Origin of the sequence: Paenibacillus glacialis (genome assembly GCF_001637205.1) — a bacterium.
In the GTDB taxonomy this organism is placed as follows: Bacteria; Bacillota; Bacilli; order Paenibacillales; family Paenibacillaceae; genus Paenibacillus_AQ; species Paenibacillus_AQ glacialis.
The window spans coordinates 23,065-39,734 of the sequence record NZ_LVJH01000002.1 but is presented as its reverse complement, the minus strand read 5'-3'; the positions used below and the strand labels follow the sequence as shown (position 1 = coordinate 39,734).

Below are 16,670 nucleotides of genomic sequence, written 5' to 3'. Positions count from 1 at the left end.
GGGATGAATGTGAACTTTTATCTTATAAATAAGAGGATTAGCCACTTTTTGCTTCTAAATTACCCTTGATATTTACTCCTATTATAGCTAGTATTTCAGATGTGTATAAAAAATAGACGGACTTTTTGACAAGTCTGATGAGAGTTTTTTGATTATGAATATTAAAAGGTCTAAAATAGAGTGAAATGTGTCTCAGGAGTGGGATATGGTTTTAGTATCCCTTTTATTAATGTGTTTATTTTCACAAATAAACGGGATAAATGGTTGTGAACTATAAACTATATAAAGAGGAATTTGGAAGGAGTAGGAATGATTATGAGTAATATTCCGAAAATAGTAATACTGGGTGCTGGTTACGGAGGGATTCTAACCGCACAACGTCTTCAAAAAGAATTAAAGTATAATGAAGCAGACGTTACATTAGTTAATCGACATGAATATCATTACCTTACAACTCATCTACACATGCCTGCTGCAGGTACAGATACTATAGAAAATACACGTATTTCTATCTCAAATCTGATTGATGAATTCAAGATCGATTTGGTGAAATCCTCAGTACAAGAGATTCGCCCTCAAGAGAGAAAAATAATATTAGAAGATGGTACACTTTCTTACGACTATCTTATCATTGCTTTGGGTGGAGAGCCTGAGAGCTTTGGTATTCCTGGACTTGCTGAACATGCGATGTCCATTCGTAGTATTAACTCAGTACGTCTAATACGCAAACATATCGAATATCAATTCGCTCAATATAAGAATGAAAGAAATGCTCAAGAGCGTATTAATTTCGTGGTTGGTGGAGCTGGATTTAGTGGAATTGAATTTGTAGCTGAACTAGCTGATCGTATTCCTAAACTCTGCAAAGAATATGATGTGGATCCAAACTTTGTTAACATTTATAATATTGAAGCAGCGTCAACAGCATTGCCAGGATTTGCACCAGAACTGGTTGAATACGCTATGGATGTTCTTAGAAGAAAAGGCGTAACCTTCAAAATGGGTGTTGCAATCAAAGAATGTACGACAGAGGGTGTTATTCTAGCAACTGGCGAAGAGATCAAAGCTGCTACAGTTGTGTGGACTGGCGGAATTCGTGGGAATCGTATGATCGAAGCTGCTGGTTTTGAAACGATGCGAGGCCGAGTTAAAGTAGATGATCAATTACACGTGCCAGGTCATGACAATGTATTCATTATAGGTGACAATGCCCTGATGTTTAATTCAGAAGGTCGCCCGTATCCACCAACTGCGCAGATTGCTATGCAACAAGGCGTATGTTGTGCACAGAACGTGGTTGCTAGTATCCGTAACCAACAACTTAGAAATTTCGAATTCAGCAATAAGGGTACTGTTGCTTCGTTAGGTAAAGGTGAAGGTGTTGCTGTTGTGGGGAAGAAGCTCATGAAGGGTTGGAGTGCAGCACAATTAAAAAAGGTTGTAGATATGAGATATCTCTATACTATTGGCGGCATCACACTCGTGCTGAAAAAAGGAAGATTTCTATAATATGAGACATTGCAGCGTTCAAGTTCGTGGTTTACTTACGAGGGAAGAATTAGACCGTTATAATGCCCTAATGGAAGTTGGGTCTTACTTAGAATCTCAGAATGCTTACGATTTGGCTTATACGATTCAGAAAGAAGTGGACATTCTTATTCTTCCGGCGATTGAAAGGCTGAAGGAAAAGGGACGCGCCCGGGATGTAGCAACGGCGGAGTATCTTGATTCTAGGAAACAAGCGGAGCAAGATTAGTATGAAATGCAGAAAGAGTTGTCACAGATTGTATGTGACAACTCCTTTTTAGGTTTAGTAATAATAAGTGCCTTCTCCAAATGATAAGGAGAAGGCTTTATGATTTTTACACATCTGTTATATTCGGATAATTACAATTTAAGCATGTCTTCGAAAGATTGTTCACTTAGCAGACTGCCGACATAAAATGTACCGAATTCACCGTAACGGGCACTAACTTCATCAAAACGCATCTCATATACTAGTTTTTTGAATTGAAGTGCGTCTTCAGAGAATAAGGTTACTCCCCATTCCCAATCATCGAGGCCTACAGAACCCGTGATAATTTGTTTCACTTTACCCGCATAACTGCGACCTATCAAGCTGTGGGTGCGCATTAAAGCACGACGTTCGTCCATGCTAAGCATATACCAATTATCCGCAAGTTCACGTTTCTTATTCATAGGATAGAAGCAGATATACCTATTCTTCGGAAGAATTGGCTTAAGACGTGCCACAATCTCTGGGTTGTCCATCGGATCACCACCATTTGCACTACTCATATAATTGCTGAGTTCAACAATGCTGACATATGAATATGCTTTGGTCGTATACTGAGCAAAAATCGTTTTGTTAAAAGCGGTTTCAACCGCATTTAAGTCTTCTAACGTTTCCCGCAGGTGCATAAACATAAAGTCAGCTTTCTGTCCGACAATAGAATACGCCGTACTACTTCCTTTATTAGTGGATTCTACAGTAGTCCATTCTTGGACAAATGCCTGAAGTTCATCCAGTGCCATTGCACGGTCTTCATCATCAGCTGATTTCCAAGCACTCCAATTAATAGAACGGAAATCGTGAAGAGAGTACCATCCTTCAAGTGTTGTTGCGACTTCACTCATGTGATTAATCACTCCTAAGTATAGGTAACTTACTTGTTACTGCTAACATTGTATCTCAAGAAGAAGCGTAAGAGCAAACGATGTCACAATCTATTTACATAATGTTCGTTGCTTCGTGACAATTTTTCTAGTAAACTATCTACTAGCCTATGTTAATGTGCGTTTTTTTATAGAATAGGCGATATGAAGAAGAGGTGAAATAGCGCATATGCAATTTATCCCTGTGCTCGTACTGATGGTACTATTTTTTGTGATGATGTTCGGCATTGGCTTTATTCTTAATATGTTAATGAAAACGACGTGGTTTCCGTGTTATTTATTTATTATTGTCATATTACCGATCGTCGTTTATTCCTTGTGGGATCATAGCACACCATTTGGGACGCATCTAAGCTCGTTTCATATCGTTGACTATCTTACGGGTTTCGCTGGTTTAATTGGTGCCTTTATTAGTGGCTGGGCGATTAAAAAATTGCGTCAAGGCGGATACACTATGTTCTGATTAAGTGCCTTTTGTGAGCAGCTCTTCCTTAGGGAGGGCTGCTTTGCTGTCTACACAGCAGCCCATATCATGACCAGCTGGTTATAAATACATGCGATATAAACACGAAATACGTCGAACGGACTATGAGAATTATGATAGAATAGAAGGAGTCATTGTAAACGATGGGAGGTAAATGATGCGCATAAAGAGTCTTCTACATTATACAGAGAACCATCAATACTGCGTTTATCGCGAATTCTGCTTAAGCAGTCTTGATAACAGAATGCTCCATAGTATCTATCAACCCATGGTCGGTGCATTCGCTATAAGCTTCTATCATCTGTTGTTTCAACAACTTCCTATAGAGAAAATTGGTTATTCTAGAATAGAACAACAACGCCGTCTTTTCTTAACGCTTGGTATGGAACCAAGTGAGACTGGACGGAAATTTCTAATCGAGCAAGCTTCAAAGCTTGAAGCGGTAGGTCTTTTACAAACGAGTCGTATCTATGTACCTGAGAATGACGATTACATGTATGAGTACGAGTTAACGGCACCCTTATCTCCGACGGAATTCTTTAACACGCAGCACTTAACCCTTTTGTTACGTGATAAGATTGGTAAATTTGCTGTACTCTCGTTGCGAGAGGAACTATGGATTAAGGAGCCCGACGAGTGGTCAGGGGCGAAGCAGAACAAAGAGAATATTTCAGCTCCCTTTTATGAAATTTTCGAACTAAACACCCATGTGATTGATTATGAGTTGGAGCAAGCCCTTTCAGAAGTATCTACAACAAGACAGTCTGGTTTGCAATCAGGGGAAGAAAGTAATGGTCTGAATTACGCTGATATTATTCTTCGTTTTCCTAGAGAATCTGCCAATCGAGAATACGTTGAGAAACTTAGGTTTAACTTTGAACAAATGGGTATTGTGAATTATGTTGTCAATAAATATGAGCTGAATGTACAAGATTTATGTCGTCTGCTTGATGAAGATGGTATATTTACGCCCCAAGGGGATATCATCTTAGATGAATTGCAGCATCAAGCCAACCTACACTTCCGTCAAGGTAAGAAAAGACAAGAACAACGTGAAGTATTGGCTGGTAAAATAATATCCATTCGACATGGGGAAGAAAATCCAGAAGGATCCCTTCAATTGGAACATGCAGTACAAATGGAATACTATGTGGAGGTTCCGCTACAGTTTAAATCGAAATGTGATGTTCATCAGTATAATATGATGCTCCGGAACGAACCTTATACGAAATTACTTAAGACTTTTTTTCCAGGAGCTGTACCAGATAACTTAATTGATATATTTGAAAAGATTGACCTCAGTTACAAATTGCCTGGTGAAGTTATCAATGTACTTATTCATTATTTGATGTCACTCTTGGCTTCAGGTGGAGATCAACGCATCAACCGAAATTTTGTGGAAGCTATTGCTTCTAATATGCTATTGAAGCAGATTAATACTTACGAGAAGGCAGTACAATACATCAAAGATCAGTCTAAGGTAAAAGGAAAACAAGCGGCAGCATCTGGCGGAACGCGTACTCGAACGTACAGTAAGCAAGCTAAATCAAAGCCAGAAATTCCAATTGCTCAGGATAACAGTCAAGGTGATGTGGTATCCGAAGAAGAATTTGAAGAAATGATGAAGATGGCTGCTGAAATTCAAGCTAGTAAGAAACAAGGCTAAGTATGAATAGGCATTATATAATCATTTTAAAAGGGGGGAATGAGACGTGGAATCGTTAGGAGAACTACTTCAGCAGATGAAGAATCCATCTTTCCGGCGACAGTCACAAGCCATAGAGGATGAACTGTTCAGCCATCCGCTGATCAAGGAGTTACGTACACTTTATCCTGAATTGGATGATTCTAAGCTACGTCTCAACCTAAGCCGACTATATCAGTATGTTGGAGACAAGCGTAATTGTGATAACTGTCCGGGCCTTGCCAATTGTCCTAATGACTTTCAAGGTCACTTCAGCAAGTTAGATGTACAGATGGTAAATGGGAGTGCTGAGATTTACGAACGGAAGGCACCCTGCTCCCTCCATTTGACTAAACAACATGATGATCAGGTGAAAAAGCGAATTCGTAGCTTCTATGTGGATGAGCGCGCTTTGAATGAAGGGTATAAAGAAGTAGAAATTATGGGCAAGGATCGTCTTCGTGCCCCAGCAGTGCAGCAAGTATTTCACTATATTCGTGAGACGAAGGAAAATGGACTGTCCACGCGTGGATTGTATCTTTATGGTTCTTTCGGAACTGGAAAGACGTTTCTTATGAGTTACATGTTACATGAGCTTGCGATCGCAGGACTTACTGGGGTCATTGTCTATATGCCTGATTTCGTTGAGGACTTGAAGTCGCTAATGATGGATAATGTGAAGTTAAAGGAAAGTACGGAAATGATGAAGAATTGTGATTTACTCATTTTTGACGATATTGGTGCAGAGAATTTAAATCCGTGGGCACGCGATCATATTATGGGGTCGATCCTGAATTATCGCATGAATCGTAAGCCTACATTCTATACATCGAATTACACACTTGAAGGGCTTGAGAAGCACCTCAGCTTCACGAATAAGGATGGGGAAGAGGGAAATAAGGGTCAACGATTAATGGATCGAATCTCCCCATTCGTGGATGTGGTTAACCTTCACGGAGAGAATCAACGTGGTAAGCACTAATCCTGATCTAATCATGATCAAGATTTGAAAAGTCTGATCCCCTATGATAGGAGATCAGACTTTTCGGTGTTTCATCAACAATCCAAGATTAACCGGAGACAATGAACTTGATGATAACCATTCCAAAGAATAGAACGGCCAAGAATAAGAACATTCCACCAAATCCAAGCATTAAATCTCCAAAATCATCGCGGGGTTCTTCATTTACATGTTCCCTTGGATCATTTAAATATACTTTTGCTTCCATCCTTAATTCCTCCTCATAAAGATCTTAGGTTTGCGCATGATAATAATCATAGACAAATAGACCTGAGTTAACCCAAGTATACTCAATTCTAAAAGAACTTGTAAAGAATAACTGAATAATATTGGATTTTGTATTTTCCATTGCTTATAAGAATGTGTTATACTTATAACTGTCCACAAAGACGTATCAGTTTAAATTCATGGAACTTTCCTAAATAAGGAGGAGAAATATCATGGCAATTGTTAATGTATCCGATCAGTCCTTTACCACGGATGTGGAAGGCCAAGGAACGGTTTTGGTTGATTTTTGGGCGCCTTGGTGTGGTCCTTGTAAGATGATTGCTCCTATCTTGGATGAACTATCTTCCGAACTAGGTGACAGTGTAAAGATTGCTAAAGTGAATGTGGATGAGAATCCAGAAACAGCATCTCGCTTTGGTGTAATGAGTATTCCAACATTGATTGTCTTTAAAGATGGTCAACCGGTTGATAAAGTGGTTGGATTGAACTCAAAAGACGCACTGAAGAACATGCTTTCTAAGCACCAATAAGATGTGAGTTAACTTTTAGCGCCTCCGGTTTTTCGGGGGCGCTTTATTAAAATGCCGAATGATCAAATCAAGTTAAGTGCGGACAGAACTTGATTTGATCATTCGTCATAATATAGAAAATAGTCATTTTACTGGGGGAGGTAATGACATCAAATGGATGATCTGACTAAAGATATCCTAGAGAAAGAGAAAGCGCAGGATCATATTCGCAATAAGCTAGCCCTACTGCCAGACCTCCCTGGATGCTACTTGATGAAGAATGGTGAAGGCACCATTATTTATGTTGGCAAGGCAAAAGTACTTAAGAATCGGGTTCGATCTTATTTTACAGGGAGTCATAATGGTAAAACTCAGATGCTCGTATCGGATATCCGAGATTTCGAATATATCGTAACTGGGAGTAATATGGAGGCACTTATTTTAGAGTGTAATCTTATTAAAGGCCATCAACCACGATACAATGTTTTGTTGAAAGACGACAAGACATTCCCATATATCAAAATTACGAATGAGCTTCATCCAAGACTAGAGGTGACACGACGCGTATTGAAGGATAAGGCAAAGTACTTCGGTCCATACCCAAACGCTTATGCTGCTCAGCAGACTAAGAAGTTATTGGATCGAATGTATCCATTACGTAAATGTGGCGTGTTGCCAAAGGAAGTATGCCTTTATTACCATATGGGGCAGTGTCTAGCACCGTGTGAGAAAGAAGTATTACCACAATCTTACGATCAGATTATACAGGAGATTAGCTCTTTTCTCAGTGGAGGGCATGAAGTCATTAAGAAGGAGCTTCAACGTAAGATGCTGGAGGCTTCAGAAGAACTTTATTTCGAACGGGCTAAAGAACTTCGTGATCAGATCATGAACATTGATGCCATCATGGAGAAGCAGAAAATTACGACTTCGGATACAAGAGATCGGGATGTTCTGGGTTTTGCAGTCGATAAAGGCTGGATGTGTGTTCAGATACTCTATATGCGTAAGGGTAAGATGGTTCAGCGGCATGCCTCGGTATTTCCATTTTACGGGGAAGCTTATAGTGACTTTATGACATTCGTTACACAGTATTACAGTGATAACCCAGCTCTACCTCAAGAGATTTTACTACCAGAGCTGAATGCGGTAGAGCCTGAAATTGAGGTCGCAGAAGGTGATAAAGTCATCAATGAACAGAATGAATTTGGGGTTTCCGTTGAAGAAGTTAACGCTGACGAAGTCGATGTAAATGAAGCATCTGTAAGTGATTCAACTTCTGTTGATGAAGAGGATCCGCGTTCTTCCCTATTAGCGGGAAGTGTTGATGCGGCTAACGTTGTTTCTGCGCTTGAGCAATGGCTGGGTATTAAAGTATATGTACCACAGCGAGGATTGAAGAAACAGATGGTAGGTATGGCTGCTGAGAATGCTAGAGTTTCACTTGATGAGAAATTTAGGCTAATAGAACGTGATGAAGAGCGTACATCCATAGCAGCTGCAAATTTAGGTGAGGCTATTGGTATTCATTCATTACATCGTATTGAGGCTTTTGATAATTCTAATATTCAAGGAACAAACCCAGTATCAGCAATGATTGTATTTATAAATGGTAAGCCTGCGAAGAAAGAGTATAGAAAGTACAAGATTCGTACCGTAGTAGGGGCGGATGATTATAATACGATGCGAGAAGTGATTCGCAGACGTTATGAACGTGTATTGAAAGAAAACTTGGATATGCCGGACCTGATCGTTGTCGATGGAGGGAAAGGACAGATTTCTGCGGCGATGGACGTACTAGAGAATGAGTTAGGGTTGTTTATTCCTGTATGTGGACTCGTAAAGGATGTGAAACATAGAACCTCACAGCTTATGATCGGTGATCCAGCAGAGGTCATAACACTACCTAGAGATAGTCAAGAGTTCTATTTATTACAGCGTATTCAAGAGGAAGTTCATCGCTTCGCAATCACCTTCCACCGTGAACAACGCGGGAAATCGATGGTCACTTCTCAGCTCGATGCTATACCAGGGGTCGGAGAGAAACGCCGTAAGCTTATGCTGAAGCATTTTGGTTCACTCAAAAAAATAAGAGAGGCCAGTGTCGAAGACTTCCGGCCTCTCTCTATTGGTGAGAAACTTGCCTCACAAATTATTGCAGCACTTCAGGAGGAGTCGTAACATACGGCTGCTCTTTTTTTCTAGAGTAAAACAGGTATATCACGGAGGCTACGATGAATGGCATGATCATGGATAGGATGCCGGCTGTAATATTAGTAGGATCATTCAGTGTGAATAAGCTGAAACCCATAAGTATGCTATTGAATACGACGTGGCTGAACATGACAGCGATGTAGCCATAACGTAGGAATATAAAGCTGAACAGTAGACCGATCACTACAAGCTCTATTGGTCGTGAAATAACGGGATAAATAGGATACAGCGTATGACCGAATGCCCAGATAATCGATGGGATCAGGCAAGCCACAAAGGTGTTCTTGACGATCTTTTTCATCATTTTAATTCCAAATAATCGATAGACAGCTTCCTCTGATATTCCAGCAACCCATGCCAATAGCGGTAGCATCCAAGGGTAAATCATGTTAATAGGAGATTGACTTGCGTCTGTCGTAGACCAGCTATGGAGCGTCAGGTCGAGTATGAAATAGATGACCGATTGAGCTCCCAACAATATAAGTGCCCATAAATATCCAACAAACATACTATGAAGAACATACGAGCCATACCCGGTTTCTTTGCCACGTGGCCACGGATTGAGCCCAGCTTCCTTCCTCCACAAGCCATCTCCACCGATCAGGGAGAAGTACAATAACGCTGCCATGACCAATGTGAATAACCCTTGAAAGATGAGCCCGAAGGTTAGGGATATTCCTGTTAGCCCTTCGGCTTCCAATGCAGGTAACATGTTAAATGTGCTCAGCATGGAAACAATGAAATAAAAGGAGCTTAGGAATATGCCTCTTGCGAAAGAGGTATGTCTTCTCGTCAACGCACTATACACGATGGCGAGAACACCAAGCGCTAAAGTTAGAAGTCCATATCCTAGCATAGTCATCCAGACGGCTTTGGTGCGTTCATTTTCAACATAAGCAGTATGTTCTGCAGGAACTGAGAATGAAGGCTGAAAGGATATAATCCGTTCTGAGCCAAACGCGAACTTAAACTGTAATTCCGAGTTACCGATGGTAGTATTTGAATCGGTATATATAAGTGTGTTGTTGTCACTATTCATAATTTCCAGTTTACTTAGATCATAGCCTAACTTCGTGAGCCATAATTCAGCAAGTTTTTCCTTATTTGTGGTACTTGTCGTTTCTTTCGTAGGTTTAACCAAGTCGAATTGTTTATCTTTCTCTTGTGCAAAGGCTACGATTTCGCCTGTATTCATATGTACATCTATATTTAGAAATGGTCCTGTATTAGACTCCTGCAATTGGACACGATATACATCGTAAGGATATTTGTTCTCAAAGGTTGCATTATATTCCTTTATTAGTTTCTCTTTAGATAAATAACCATATAGATCAGAATGAGATTGGTATGTAACGAGGGTGTCAGGATTACTAAGTATATGAACATGAAGTTGTGACTCAGCATATGTTGTTGCAGCTTCTAGCGCTTGTTCCTTACTGATCATATCTCTGGTTTGCTGTTCCAATGTATCTGATGCTGTAATAGGAAAAACCTGAATAATGATAAACAGAATCAGACCGATAGTCCCGAGTAAACCTAAAACCTTATAGTTGGTTTTGAGCTTCAAAGGATGTCCCATAGAATTCATTGAATCTCCTCCTAAATTTTGATGGTCTTTATGAGTAACGTTAACATAGCATAGGTTTCAATGCTAAATCCAGCAATTGTAAATAAAAAACGCGAAAATAAGATGAATATCAAGATAATTATATATAATGAGAGAGAATCACGGTTGACACGTATTATTTAGCTACTTTTCAATAAATATCGACACATTTGTTCCAAATGAGACTTTGTACTGTTTCTGTATAAAGATTATAATCGGAATGCAATTCAATAATGCGCCGAATTTTCATACGAAATATGGGGGAACCATTTTTTATGGGGTGAATTTCGTTGTTTATGTAACGAATAGGGTAACCTGTGCATACCCGAATCCGTCAGCTAACCTCGTAGGCGATATGCTAGCAGGAACCAACCCGAGAGGCATTGGATTTCCAGTGTCTTTTTTCGTTGACCAAGTATAAACGGATGTACCGTCTTTTGGCGGAATAGTGACGTTTAGCGTTGAAATATAAGCGTTAGTAACATACGTTCGTATACTTTTTAAAAAGGGGTGATCTTGTTGAAATGGAAGTTTAGCTGGTTCAGATTATCTCCTCCACAAATTCTAGTTATGGGATTTGCTAGCATAATACTGCTAGGAACTTTATTACTTACGTTACCTATCTCTAATACGACGGGTAAGCCTTTAGCCTTTATTGATGCCTTGTTTACTGCGACATCAGCAACATGTGTTACTGGCTTGGTCGTACAGGATACGGGAACATTCTTTAGTACGTTCGGACAAGTGGTCATAATTATGCTCATTCAAGTGGGTGGACTTGGATTTATGACGATGGCTACGTTATTTGCTTTAATACTGAAACGTAGAATTTCACTTCGTGACCGCTTACTCCTTCAAGAAGCGATGAACCAGAACACAGTGGAAGGCATCGTACGCTTGATTCGAAAGGTACTCCTTTTCTCATTAATAATTGAAGGTGCAGCAGCCGTTCTGTTGACCATACGATGGTCTATGGATATGCCATTTGGGCAAGCTTTATACTTTGGTATTTTTCATGCGATTTCAATGTTCAACAATGCTGGATTCGATCTTTTTGGTGATTTCCGCAGCCTTACAGGTTATGTATATGACCCGATTGTGAATTTTGTAGTTATGTTCCTTATTGTATCTGGAGGGATTGGATTCATTGTTCTGTCTGACTTAGTCGATTTCAAAAAGACACGCAGAATCTCCTTACACTCGAAAGTCGTACTGTCTATGACAGCATTCCTGATCGTGTTCGGAGCGGTCGTTATATTTGTATTCGAGTATTCCAATCCAAGAACATTAGGGTCGCTGAATTGGGGAGGGAAGATTCTAGGAGCCTTCTTCCAATCCGTTACGCCTAGGACTGCTGGAGCTAACACGCTTGATTTGGGAGGTATGAGGCAAGCATCTCAATTTTTCATCATTATACTTATGTTCATTGGTGCATCTCCAGGATCCACGGGAGGCGGTATTAAGACGACGACCTTTACGATCATTATTGGAGCTGTTATCTCGATGTTACGTGGGCGTGATGACATCGTATTGTTCCGATACCGGCTTGCTCAAGAACGTATATTTAAAGCACTTACCATTACGTTGATTGCTCTCTTGCTTGTCATGAGTGTAGCAATGATTCTGTCGACGACAGAAGATAGTAGCTTTCTAATGATCTTATATGAGACAACGTCTGCATTCGCTACGGTAGGGTTAACCATGGGATTAACAACGAAACTCAGTCTTATAGGAAAAATACTCATTAGCCTTATGATGTTTGCGGGTCGTCTAGGACCGCTTACCATGGCTTACGCTCTTGGACCGAAAAAGGGCAAAGAGTTATATCGTCATCCGGAAGGTAAAATTATTATTGGATAGTAAAGAAATTGAGATGGATGAAGGAGTACTGGAAGAGGAATGAAGAAACAGCAATTTGTTGTTATTGGCTTGGGGCGTTTTGGATCGTCGATAGCACTAGAACTTATGGCATTGAATTATGAAGTATTAGGCATCGATCGAAATGAAGAGATTGTAAGTGATATGAGCGATTTGCTCACTTATGCAGTTGTAGCAGATGCTTCAGATGAAGAAGTGTTGAAATCGCTTGGTGTTCGTAATTTCGATTGTGGTATTGTAGCTATCGGAGAGGATATACAGACAAGTATTCTTGCAACCATACTGTTAAAGGATTTAGGCGTATCTACAGTCATCGCCAAAGCGATCTCTGTTCTACATGGTAGAGCTCTTGAGAAGCTAGGAGTAGACCGTGTGGTGTACCCTGAGCGAGATATGGGCATTCGAGTTGCACATCAACTGGTAACTCCGAATTTGCTGGATTATATTGAGCTTTCTGAAGACTACAGCATAGTAGAGATGAAAGTACCTATGTGTCTTGATGGCAAGACACTAACAGAGATTAATACGCGTTCGAGATTTGGATGTAGTATCGTAGCTTTACACAGAACAGCGGGAATCATAATAGCCCCTACAGGAATGGATCAGGTTCGAATGGGTGATATCATGGTCCTTATTGGATCTAATGCTAATATTGAACAGTTTGAGAATGAAGTGATGCATGACAATTAAATGATATAGAACATACTTAGATGCAAACCGATATAGCTCGGAAACCTTCAGTACAGGTTTTCCGGGCTATATCGGTTTTGTCGGGCCTTATAATTGTAGGTCTAAGCTTTTGAATAAGGATTCTGTCTCTTCAATCCATTGTCGAGCAGCCTTACTTAACTCCGTATATTCACCATAGATTAAGGATGTCGTACGTCTCGTCTCTTTGAGATCAGGGATATGTTTAACCGTTAGCTCGTTGTCATCAAGGAGTTGTTTGTGTAAGTAAGATTTGGGTAATAATGTTACGGCATTACAAGTGGGCAATAAACGAACAATGGCTTCGAAAGAGTCAATCTCCATCCGAATATCAGGCAGTATTCCTGAGCTTTGAAACAATTCATCTGTCAGCTTGCGGTACCATGTCCCACTTGAGAAAATAATCATTGGTAATCCGTGTAAATGCTTCATATTGACGTTCTTGGATTCGGCAAGAGGATGATGTATAGGCAACACGAGTTCTAAATGATCCTCAAATAAAGGGATACAGTTTAAGCCTCGTTCGTAGATGGAAGAAGCAACGATTCCAACATCAATTTTCTTCTCACGGAGTGCAGATACGATTTCATGGGTTCTACCCGTTACAAGTTTGATTTCTGCAGTAGGATGTCTTTCCATGAAAGTATTAATGAGTGGAGGAAGAGTTGTTTGTAGTGTAGTCAGGCTAGCGCCCAGAGTGACTGAGATTTGACTCCCGTCCTTATGCTGCGATAACGTCCTTAGAAATTGTTGTTGATGCTTGTTCTGTTCTAGGGCAAAGGTATATGTTAAATGCCCGATGGAGGTTAACTCTAATCGCTTTCCACGACGATGGAAAAGACTTACACCTAAGTCGTTCTCAAGTTTGGCAATTTTTCGTGATAGAGCAGGTTGAGAAAGGTTCAGTAGCTTAGAAGCTTTATTGAGACTTGATTGCTCAACAACGATTGCGAATACATCTAAGGATTCAAACATGTTACACCTCCACTAATCTCTTTATATATTCTACATATGTGTTTAAGTTATAACAGATAATAATTATATTGCAATTCCATTATAAGATAAAAAGGAGTAACATGAAAAGTGCCACAAGTTGTTCACATAATTTCAAGATATGTGGATAAATCAGTCGAATTCTGCGGCATTTATCACGCCCTAATAGGATTTTTTTACAACAAAAATTGAAAACGCTGTTATTGGGAAAGGGGAATAGTCATTTTATGAAGGGTTATTATGCTAGAAAGATTCATTCGCTACTCGGAGTGATCCCGCTAAGCTTCTTTATATTGGAGCATTTGGTGACGAACTTTGGTGCATTTGAAGGAGGACTTGCCAAATTTAATGAAGGGGTAGCATTTCTAAATAACCTGCCACTCGTATTCTTTATGGAGTTGCTACTCATTTGGCTGCCGCTGCTTTACCATGGTGTATTTGGACTGTATATTGCCTATCAATCAAAACCGAATACGGGGTCGTATAACTATGAACGCAACTGGCGGTTCTTGTTTCAACGTATTTCAGGTGTCATTACATTCATGTTCATTATTTGGCATGTATTCGAGACTCGCGTTCAAGTAGCTCTTGGAAATGTTACACATGAAGAATTAGGTGGTATCATTCATGCGGTCGTAATGAATCCACTAACGTTCACATTATATTTAGTAGGTATTATTTCAACAGCATTTCATTTCTCCAATGGTATTTGGTCTTTCCTTGTAAGCTGGGGAATTACCGTAGGTCCTCGTGCGCAACGCGTATCTTCAATCATGTGTATGGGATTATTCGCAGTCGTATCGGTACTGTTTGTACTATCACTTATTGCTTTCCGAAATGTTGAGTTCGCTACAGCATTGAACGTTATAGATTCATTAAAGACAGTCTTAAGTTAAGGGGTGACCTAAATGACAACCAATATTATTATTGTGGGTGGCGGTTTGGCTGGATTGATGGCGACCATCAAAGCAGCGGAATCGGGTACTCATGTTAACTTATTCTCATTAGTTCCAGTAAAGAGATCTCACTCCGTATGTGCACAAGGTGGTATTAACGGAGCCGTTAATACGAAAGGTGAAGGAGATTCTCCTTGGGAACATTTCGATGATACTGTCTACGGTGGGGATTTTCTAGCGAATCAACCTCCTGTTAAAGCGATGTGTGATGCAGCTCCTGGTATTATTCATCTGATGGACCGAATGGGCGTTATGTTCAATCGTACACCGGAAGGATTGCTTGATTTTCGCCGCTTTGGGGGAACGAAATATCATAGAACAGCCTTTGCTGGTGCGACAACAGGACAACAATTATTATATGCACTAGATGAGCAAGTTCGGCGGTATGAAGCAGAGGGGTTAGTAACGAAACGGGAGAATTGGGAATTTCTATCCGCTATTATTGACGATGAAGGCGTGTGTCGGGGAATTTGTGCACAAGATCTGAAAAGTATGGTAATTGAGACCTTTGTAGCTGATGCGGTTATATTAGCTAGTGGGGGCCCAGGTATTATCTTCGGTAAGACAACGAACTCTGTGATTAATACGGGTACTGCAGCAAGTGCTGTTTATCAGCAAGGGGCACATTATGCGAATGGTGAGTTCATTCAAATTCATCCAACGGCTATCCCTGGAGATGACAAGCTTCGCTTGATGTCAGAATCTGCACGTGGGGAAGGCGGACGCATCTGGACGTATAAGGATGGCAAACCGTGGTATTTCCTCGAAGAGAAATATCCTGCCTATGGGAATTTAGTACCGCGTGATATTGCAACTCGGGAAATATTCGATGTATGTGTGAACATGGGTCTTGGGGTAAATGGAGAGAACATGGTGTATCTTGACCTTTCCCATAAGGATCCGAAAGAACTAGATGTTAAATTAGGCGGTATTATTGAGATTTATGAGAAGTTCATGGGTGATGATCCTCGGAAAATCCCAATGAAAATATTCCCGGCTGTCCACTATTCGATGGGTGGTATATGGGTTGACTACAATCAAATGACGAACATTCCTGGGCTATTTGCAGCCGGGGAGTGCGAATATCAATATCATGGTGCGAACCGATTGGGAGCTAACTCTCTCGTATCTGCAATATATGGTGGTATGGTTTCTGGACCTAAAGCAGTCGAATATGTTAAAGGTCTTAAGAAGAAAGCCGAAGACGTACCTTCAACTGTTTTTGATCGCTATAAGAAAGAGCAGACAGACAAATACGAGAATCTTTTAGCCATGAACGGAACTGAGAATGCGTATGTTCTGCATAAAGAGCTAGGCGAGTGGATGACGAATAACATGACTGTTGTACGTTATAATGACAAGCTTGAAGCGACAATAGAGAAAATTAAAGAATTGAAACAACGTTACCAGAACATTAATATGATCGATAAATCGGAATGGAACAATCCAAGTGTTGCGTTTACCCGACAACTATGGAATATGTTGGAGTTAGCTCACGCGATGACTTTAGGGGCCTTGTTACGTAATGAGAGCCGTGGAGCACACTATAAGCCAGATTATCCTGAGCGTAATGACGAACAGTTCCTGAAGACAACGAAAGCGAAGTGGACGCCTGAGGGTCCACAAATCTCATATGATGAGATTGATGTAAGTTTGATCCCACCACGTATTCGTGACTATTCGAAAGAAAAGTAATCCAATCCAATCGTTGAT

The 16,670-nt window shown here is 40.3% G+C and carries 15 protein-coding genes and 1 riboswitch; of the genes, 11 read left to right on the top strand and 4 right to left on the bottom strand.

Annotation, left to right across the window (positions count from 1 at the left end; all coding sequences use genetic code 11):
* Positions 1–315: 315 nt before the first annotated feature.
* Together PGLA_RS00565 and PGLA_RS00560 are read left to right on the top strand one after the other, a co-directional pair.
* Entirely contained in the window at positions 316–1,509 is a 1,194-nt protein-coding gene (locus tag PGLA_RS00565; protein ID WP_068527259.1) for an NAD(P)/FAD-dependent oxidoreductase, read from the top strand.
* Between the two features lies 1 nt (position 1,510).
* Positions 1,511–1,756 carry a hypothetical protein gene (locus tag PGLA_RS00560; RefSeq protein WP_068527256.1) on the top strand — a complete coding sequence of 82 codons (246 nt, stop codon included), beginning with the start codon at positions 1,511–1,513 and terminating at the stop codon, positions 1,754–1,756.
* 131 nt (positions 1,757–1,887) lie between these two features.
* On the opposite strand, the gene hemQ is transcribed toward PGLA_RS00560, so the two are convergent.
* Complete coding sequence (gene hemQ, locus PGLA_RS00555) at positions 1,888–2,637, bottom strand: hydrogen peroxide-dependent heme synthase (RefSeq protein ID WP_068527254.1); 750 nt, start codon at positions 2,635–2,637, stop codon at positions 1,888–1,890.
* Positions 2,638–2,845: 208 nt separating this feature from the next.
* Here hemQ and PGLA_RS00550 point away from each other — a divergent pair, with 208 nt between their 5' ends.
* The 3 genes from PGLA_RS00550 to dnaI all read left to right on the top strand — a co-directional run bounded on the left by PGLA_RS00550 (position 2,846) and on the right by dnaI (position 5,826).
* Positions 2,846–3,139 (top strand): YuiB family protein, encoded by a 294-nt coding sequence (locus PGLA_RS00550; protein WP_068527252.1) that lies wholly within the window; start codon positions 2,846–2,848, stop codon positions 3,137–3,139.
* 178 nt (positions 3,140–3,317) lie between these two features.
* On the top strand, positions 3,318–4,826 hold the full coding sequence (locus PGLA_RS00545) for a DnaD domain protein (RefSeq protein WP_068527251.1): 1,509 nt from the start codon (positions 3,318–3,320) through the stop codon (positions 4,824–4,826).
* 46 nt (positions 4,827–4,872) lie between these two features.
* Entirely contained in the window at positions 4,873–5,826 is a 954-nt protein-coding gene (dnaI, locus tag PGLA_RS00540) for a primosomal protein DnaI (RefSeq protein ID WP_068527249.1), read from the top strand.
* Positions 5,827–5,914: 88 nt separating this feature from the next.
* Here dnaI and PGLA_RS27245 read toward each other — a convergent pair whose 3' ends face one another.
* Positions 5,915–6,073: a YqzM family protein gene (locus tag PGLA_RS27245; protein WP_139331559.1), complete on the bottom strand. Its 159-nt coding sequence runs from the start codon at positions 6,071–6,073 to the stop codon at positions 5,915–5,917.
* Positions 6,074–6,305: 232 nt separating this feature from the next.
* On the opposite strand from PGLA_RS27245, the gene trxA reads away from it, so the two are divergent.
* Both trxA and uvrC read left to right on the top strand, forming a co-directional pair.
* On the top strand, positions 6,306–6,623 hold the full coding sequence (trxA, locus tag PGLA_RS00535; RefSeq protein ID WP_068527247.1) for a thioredoxin: 318 nt from the start codon (positions 6,306–6,308) through the stop codon (positions 6,621–6,623).
* 153 nt (positions 6,624–6,776) lie between these two features.
* Positions 6,777–8,783, top strand: a complete 2,007-nt coding sequence (uvrC, locus tag PGLA_RS00530; protein ID WP_068527245.1) for an excinuclease ABC subunit UvrC — start codon at positions 6,777–6,779, stop codon at positions 8,781–8,783.
* On the opposite strand, the gene PGLA_RS00525 is transcribed toward uvrC, so the two are convergent.
* The gene (locus PGLA_RS00525; protein ID WP_068527243.1) at positions 8,755–10,404 is read right to left on the bottom strand and encodes a CPBP family intramembrane glutamic endopeptidase; all 1,650 of its coding nucleotides are present in this window, start codon (positions 10,402–10,404) and stop codon (positions 8,755–8,757) included. The two genes, uvrC and PGLA_RS00525, sit on opposite strands and share 29 nt — an antisense overlap.
* A 244-nt stretch (positions 10,405–10,648) precedes the next feature.
* A riboswitch (cyclic di-AMP (ydaO/yuaA leader) is annotated at positions 10,649–10,789 on the top strand.
* A gap of 203 nt (positions 10,790–10,992) precedes the next feature.
* Between PGLA_RS00525 and PGLA_RS00520 the strand changes: the two genes are divergently transcribed.
* Positions 10,993–12,282, top strand: a complete 1,290-nt coding sequence (locus PGLA_RS00520; RefSeq protein ID WP_068528314.1) for a TrkH family potassium uptake protein — start codon at positions 10,993–10,995, stop codon at positions 12,280–12,282.
* Positions 12,283–12,321: 39 nt separating this feature from the next.
* Complete coding sequence (locus tag PGLA_RS00515) at positions 12,322–12,990, top strand: potassium channel family protein (protein WP_068527240.1); 669 nt, start codon at positions 12,322–12,324, stop codon at positions 12,988–12,990.
* Between the two features lie 87 nt (positions 12,991–13,077).
* Here PGLA_RS00515 and PGLA_RS00510 read toward each other — a convergent pair whose 3' ends face one another.
* Positions 13,078–13,983 carry a LysR family transcriptional regulator gene (locus PGLA_RS00510; protein ID WP_068527238.1) on the bottom strand — a complete coding sequence of 302 codons (906 nt, stop codon included), beginning with the start codon at positions 13,981–13,983 and terminating at the stop codon, positions 13,078–13,080.
* Positions 13,984–14,228: 245 nt separating this feature from the next.
* Here PGLA_RS00510 and PGLA_RS00505 point away from each other — a divergent pair, with 245 nt between their 5' ends.
* A complete protein-coding gene (locus PGLA_RS00505) occupies positions 14,229–14,897 on the top strand; it encodes a succinate dehydrogenase cytochrome b558 subunit (RefSeq protein ID WP_068527237.1) in 669 nt (222 codons plus the stop codon).
* A 12-nt stretch (positions 14,898–14,909) separates the two neighbouring features.
* Positions 14,910–16,652, top strand: a complete 1,743-nt coding sequence (gene sdhA / locus PGLA_RS00500; RefSeq protein WP_068527235.1) for a succinate dehydrogenase flavoprotein subunit — start codon at positions 14,910–14,912, stop codon at positions 16,650–16,652.
* Positions 16,653–16,670 lie beyond the last annotated feature (18 nt).

Excerpts from the sequence above, each read along its gene's own strand:
- PGLA_RS00565 (WP_068527259.1), top strand. The coding sequence starts at position 316 with ATGAGTAATATTCCGAAAATAGTAATACTGGGTGCTGGTTACGGAGGG.
- PGLA_RS27245 (WP_139331559.1), bottom strand. The coding sequence starts at position 6,073 with ATGGAAGCAAAAGTATATTTAAATGATCCAAGGGAACATGTAAATGAA.
- PGLA_RS00525 (WP_068527243.1), bottom strand. The coding sequence starts at position 10,404 with ATGAATTCTATGGGACATCCTTTGAAGCTCAAAACCAACTATAAGGTT.
- PGLA_RS00505 (WP_068527237.1), top strand. The coding sequence starts at position 14,229 with ATGAAGGGTTATTATGCTAGAAAGATTCATTCGCTACTCGGAGTGATC.
- PGLA_RS00520 (WP_068528314.1), top strand. The coding sequence starts at position 10,993 with ATGGGATTTGCTAGCATAATACTGCTAGGAACTTTATTACTTACGTTA.
- PGLA_RS00545 (WP_068527251.1), top strand. The coding sequence starts at position 3,318 with ATGCGCATAAAGAGTCTTCTACATTATACAGAGAACCATCAATACTGC.
- PGLA_RS00550 (WP_068527252.1), top strand. The coding sequence starts at position 2,846 with ATGCAATTTATCCCTGTGCTCGTACTGATGGTACTATTTTTTGTGATG.
- trxA (WP_068527247.1), top strand. The coding sequence starts at position 6,306 with ATGGCAATTGTTAATGTATCCGATCAGTCCTTTACCACGGATGTGGAA.
- hemQ (WP_068527254.1), bottom strand. The coding sequence starts at position 2,637 with ATGAGTGAAGTCGCAACAACACTTGAAGGATGGTACTCTCTTCACGAT.
- PGLA_RS00510 (WP_068527238.1), bottom strand. The coding sequence starts at position 13,983 with ATGTTTGAATCCTTAGATGTATTCGCAATCGTTGTTGAGCAATCAAGT.
- uvrC (WP_068527245.1), top strand. The coding sequence starts at position 6,777 with ATGGATGATCTGACTAAAGATATCCTAGAGAAAGAGAAAGCGCAGGAT.
- PGLA_RS00515 (WP_068527240.1), top strand. The coding sequence starts at position 12,322 with ATGAAGAAACAGCAATTTGTTGTTATTGGCTTGGGGCGTTTTGGATCG.
- sdhA (WP_068527235.1), top strand. The coding sequence starts at position 14,910 with ATGACAACCAATATTATTATTGTGGGTGGCGGTTTGGCTGGATTGATG.
- PGLA_RS00560 (WP_068527256.1), top strand. The coding sequence starts at position 1,511 with ATGAGACATTGCAGCGTTCAAGTTCGTGGTTTACTTACGAGGGAAGAA.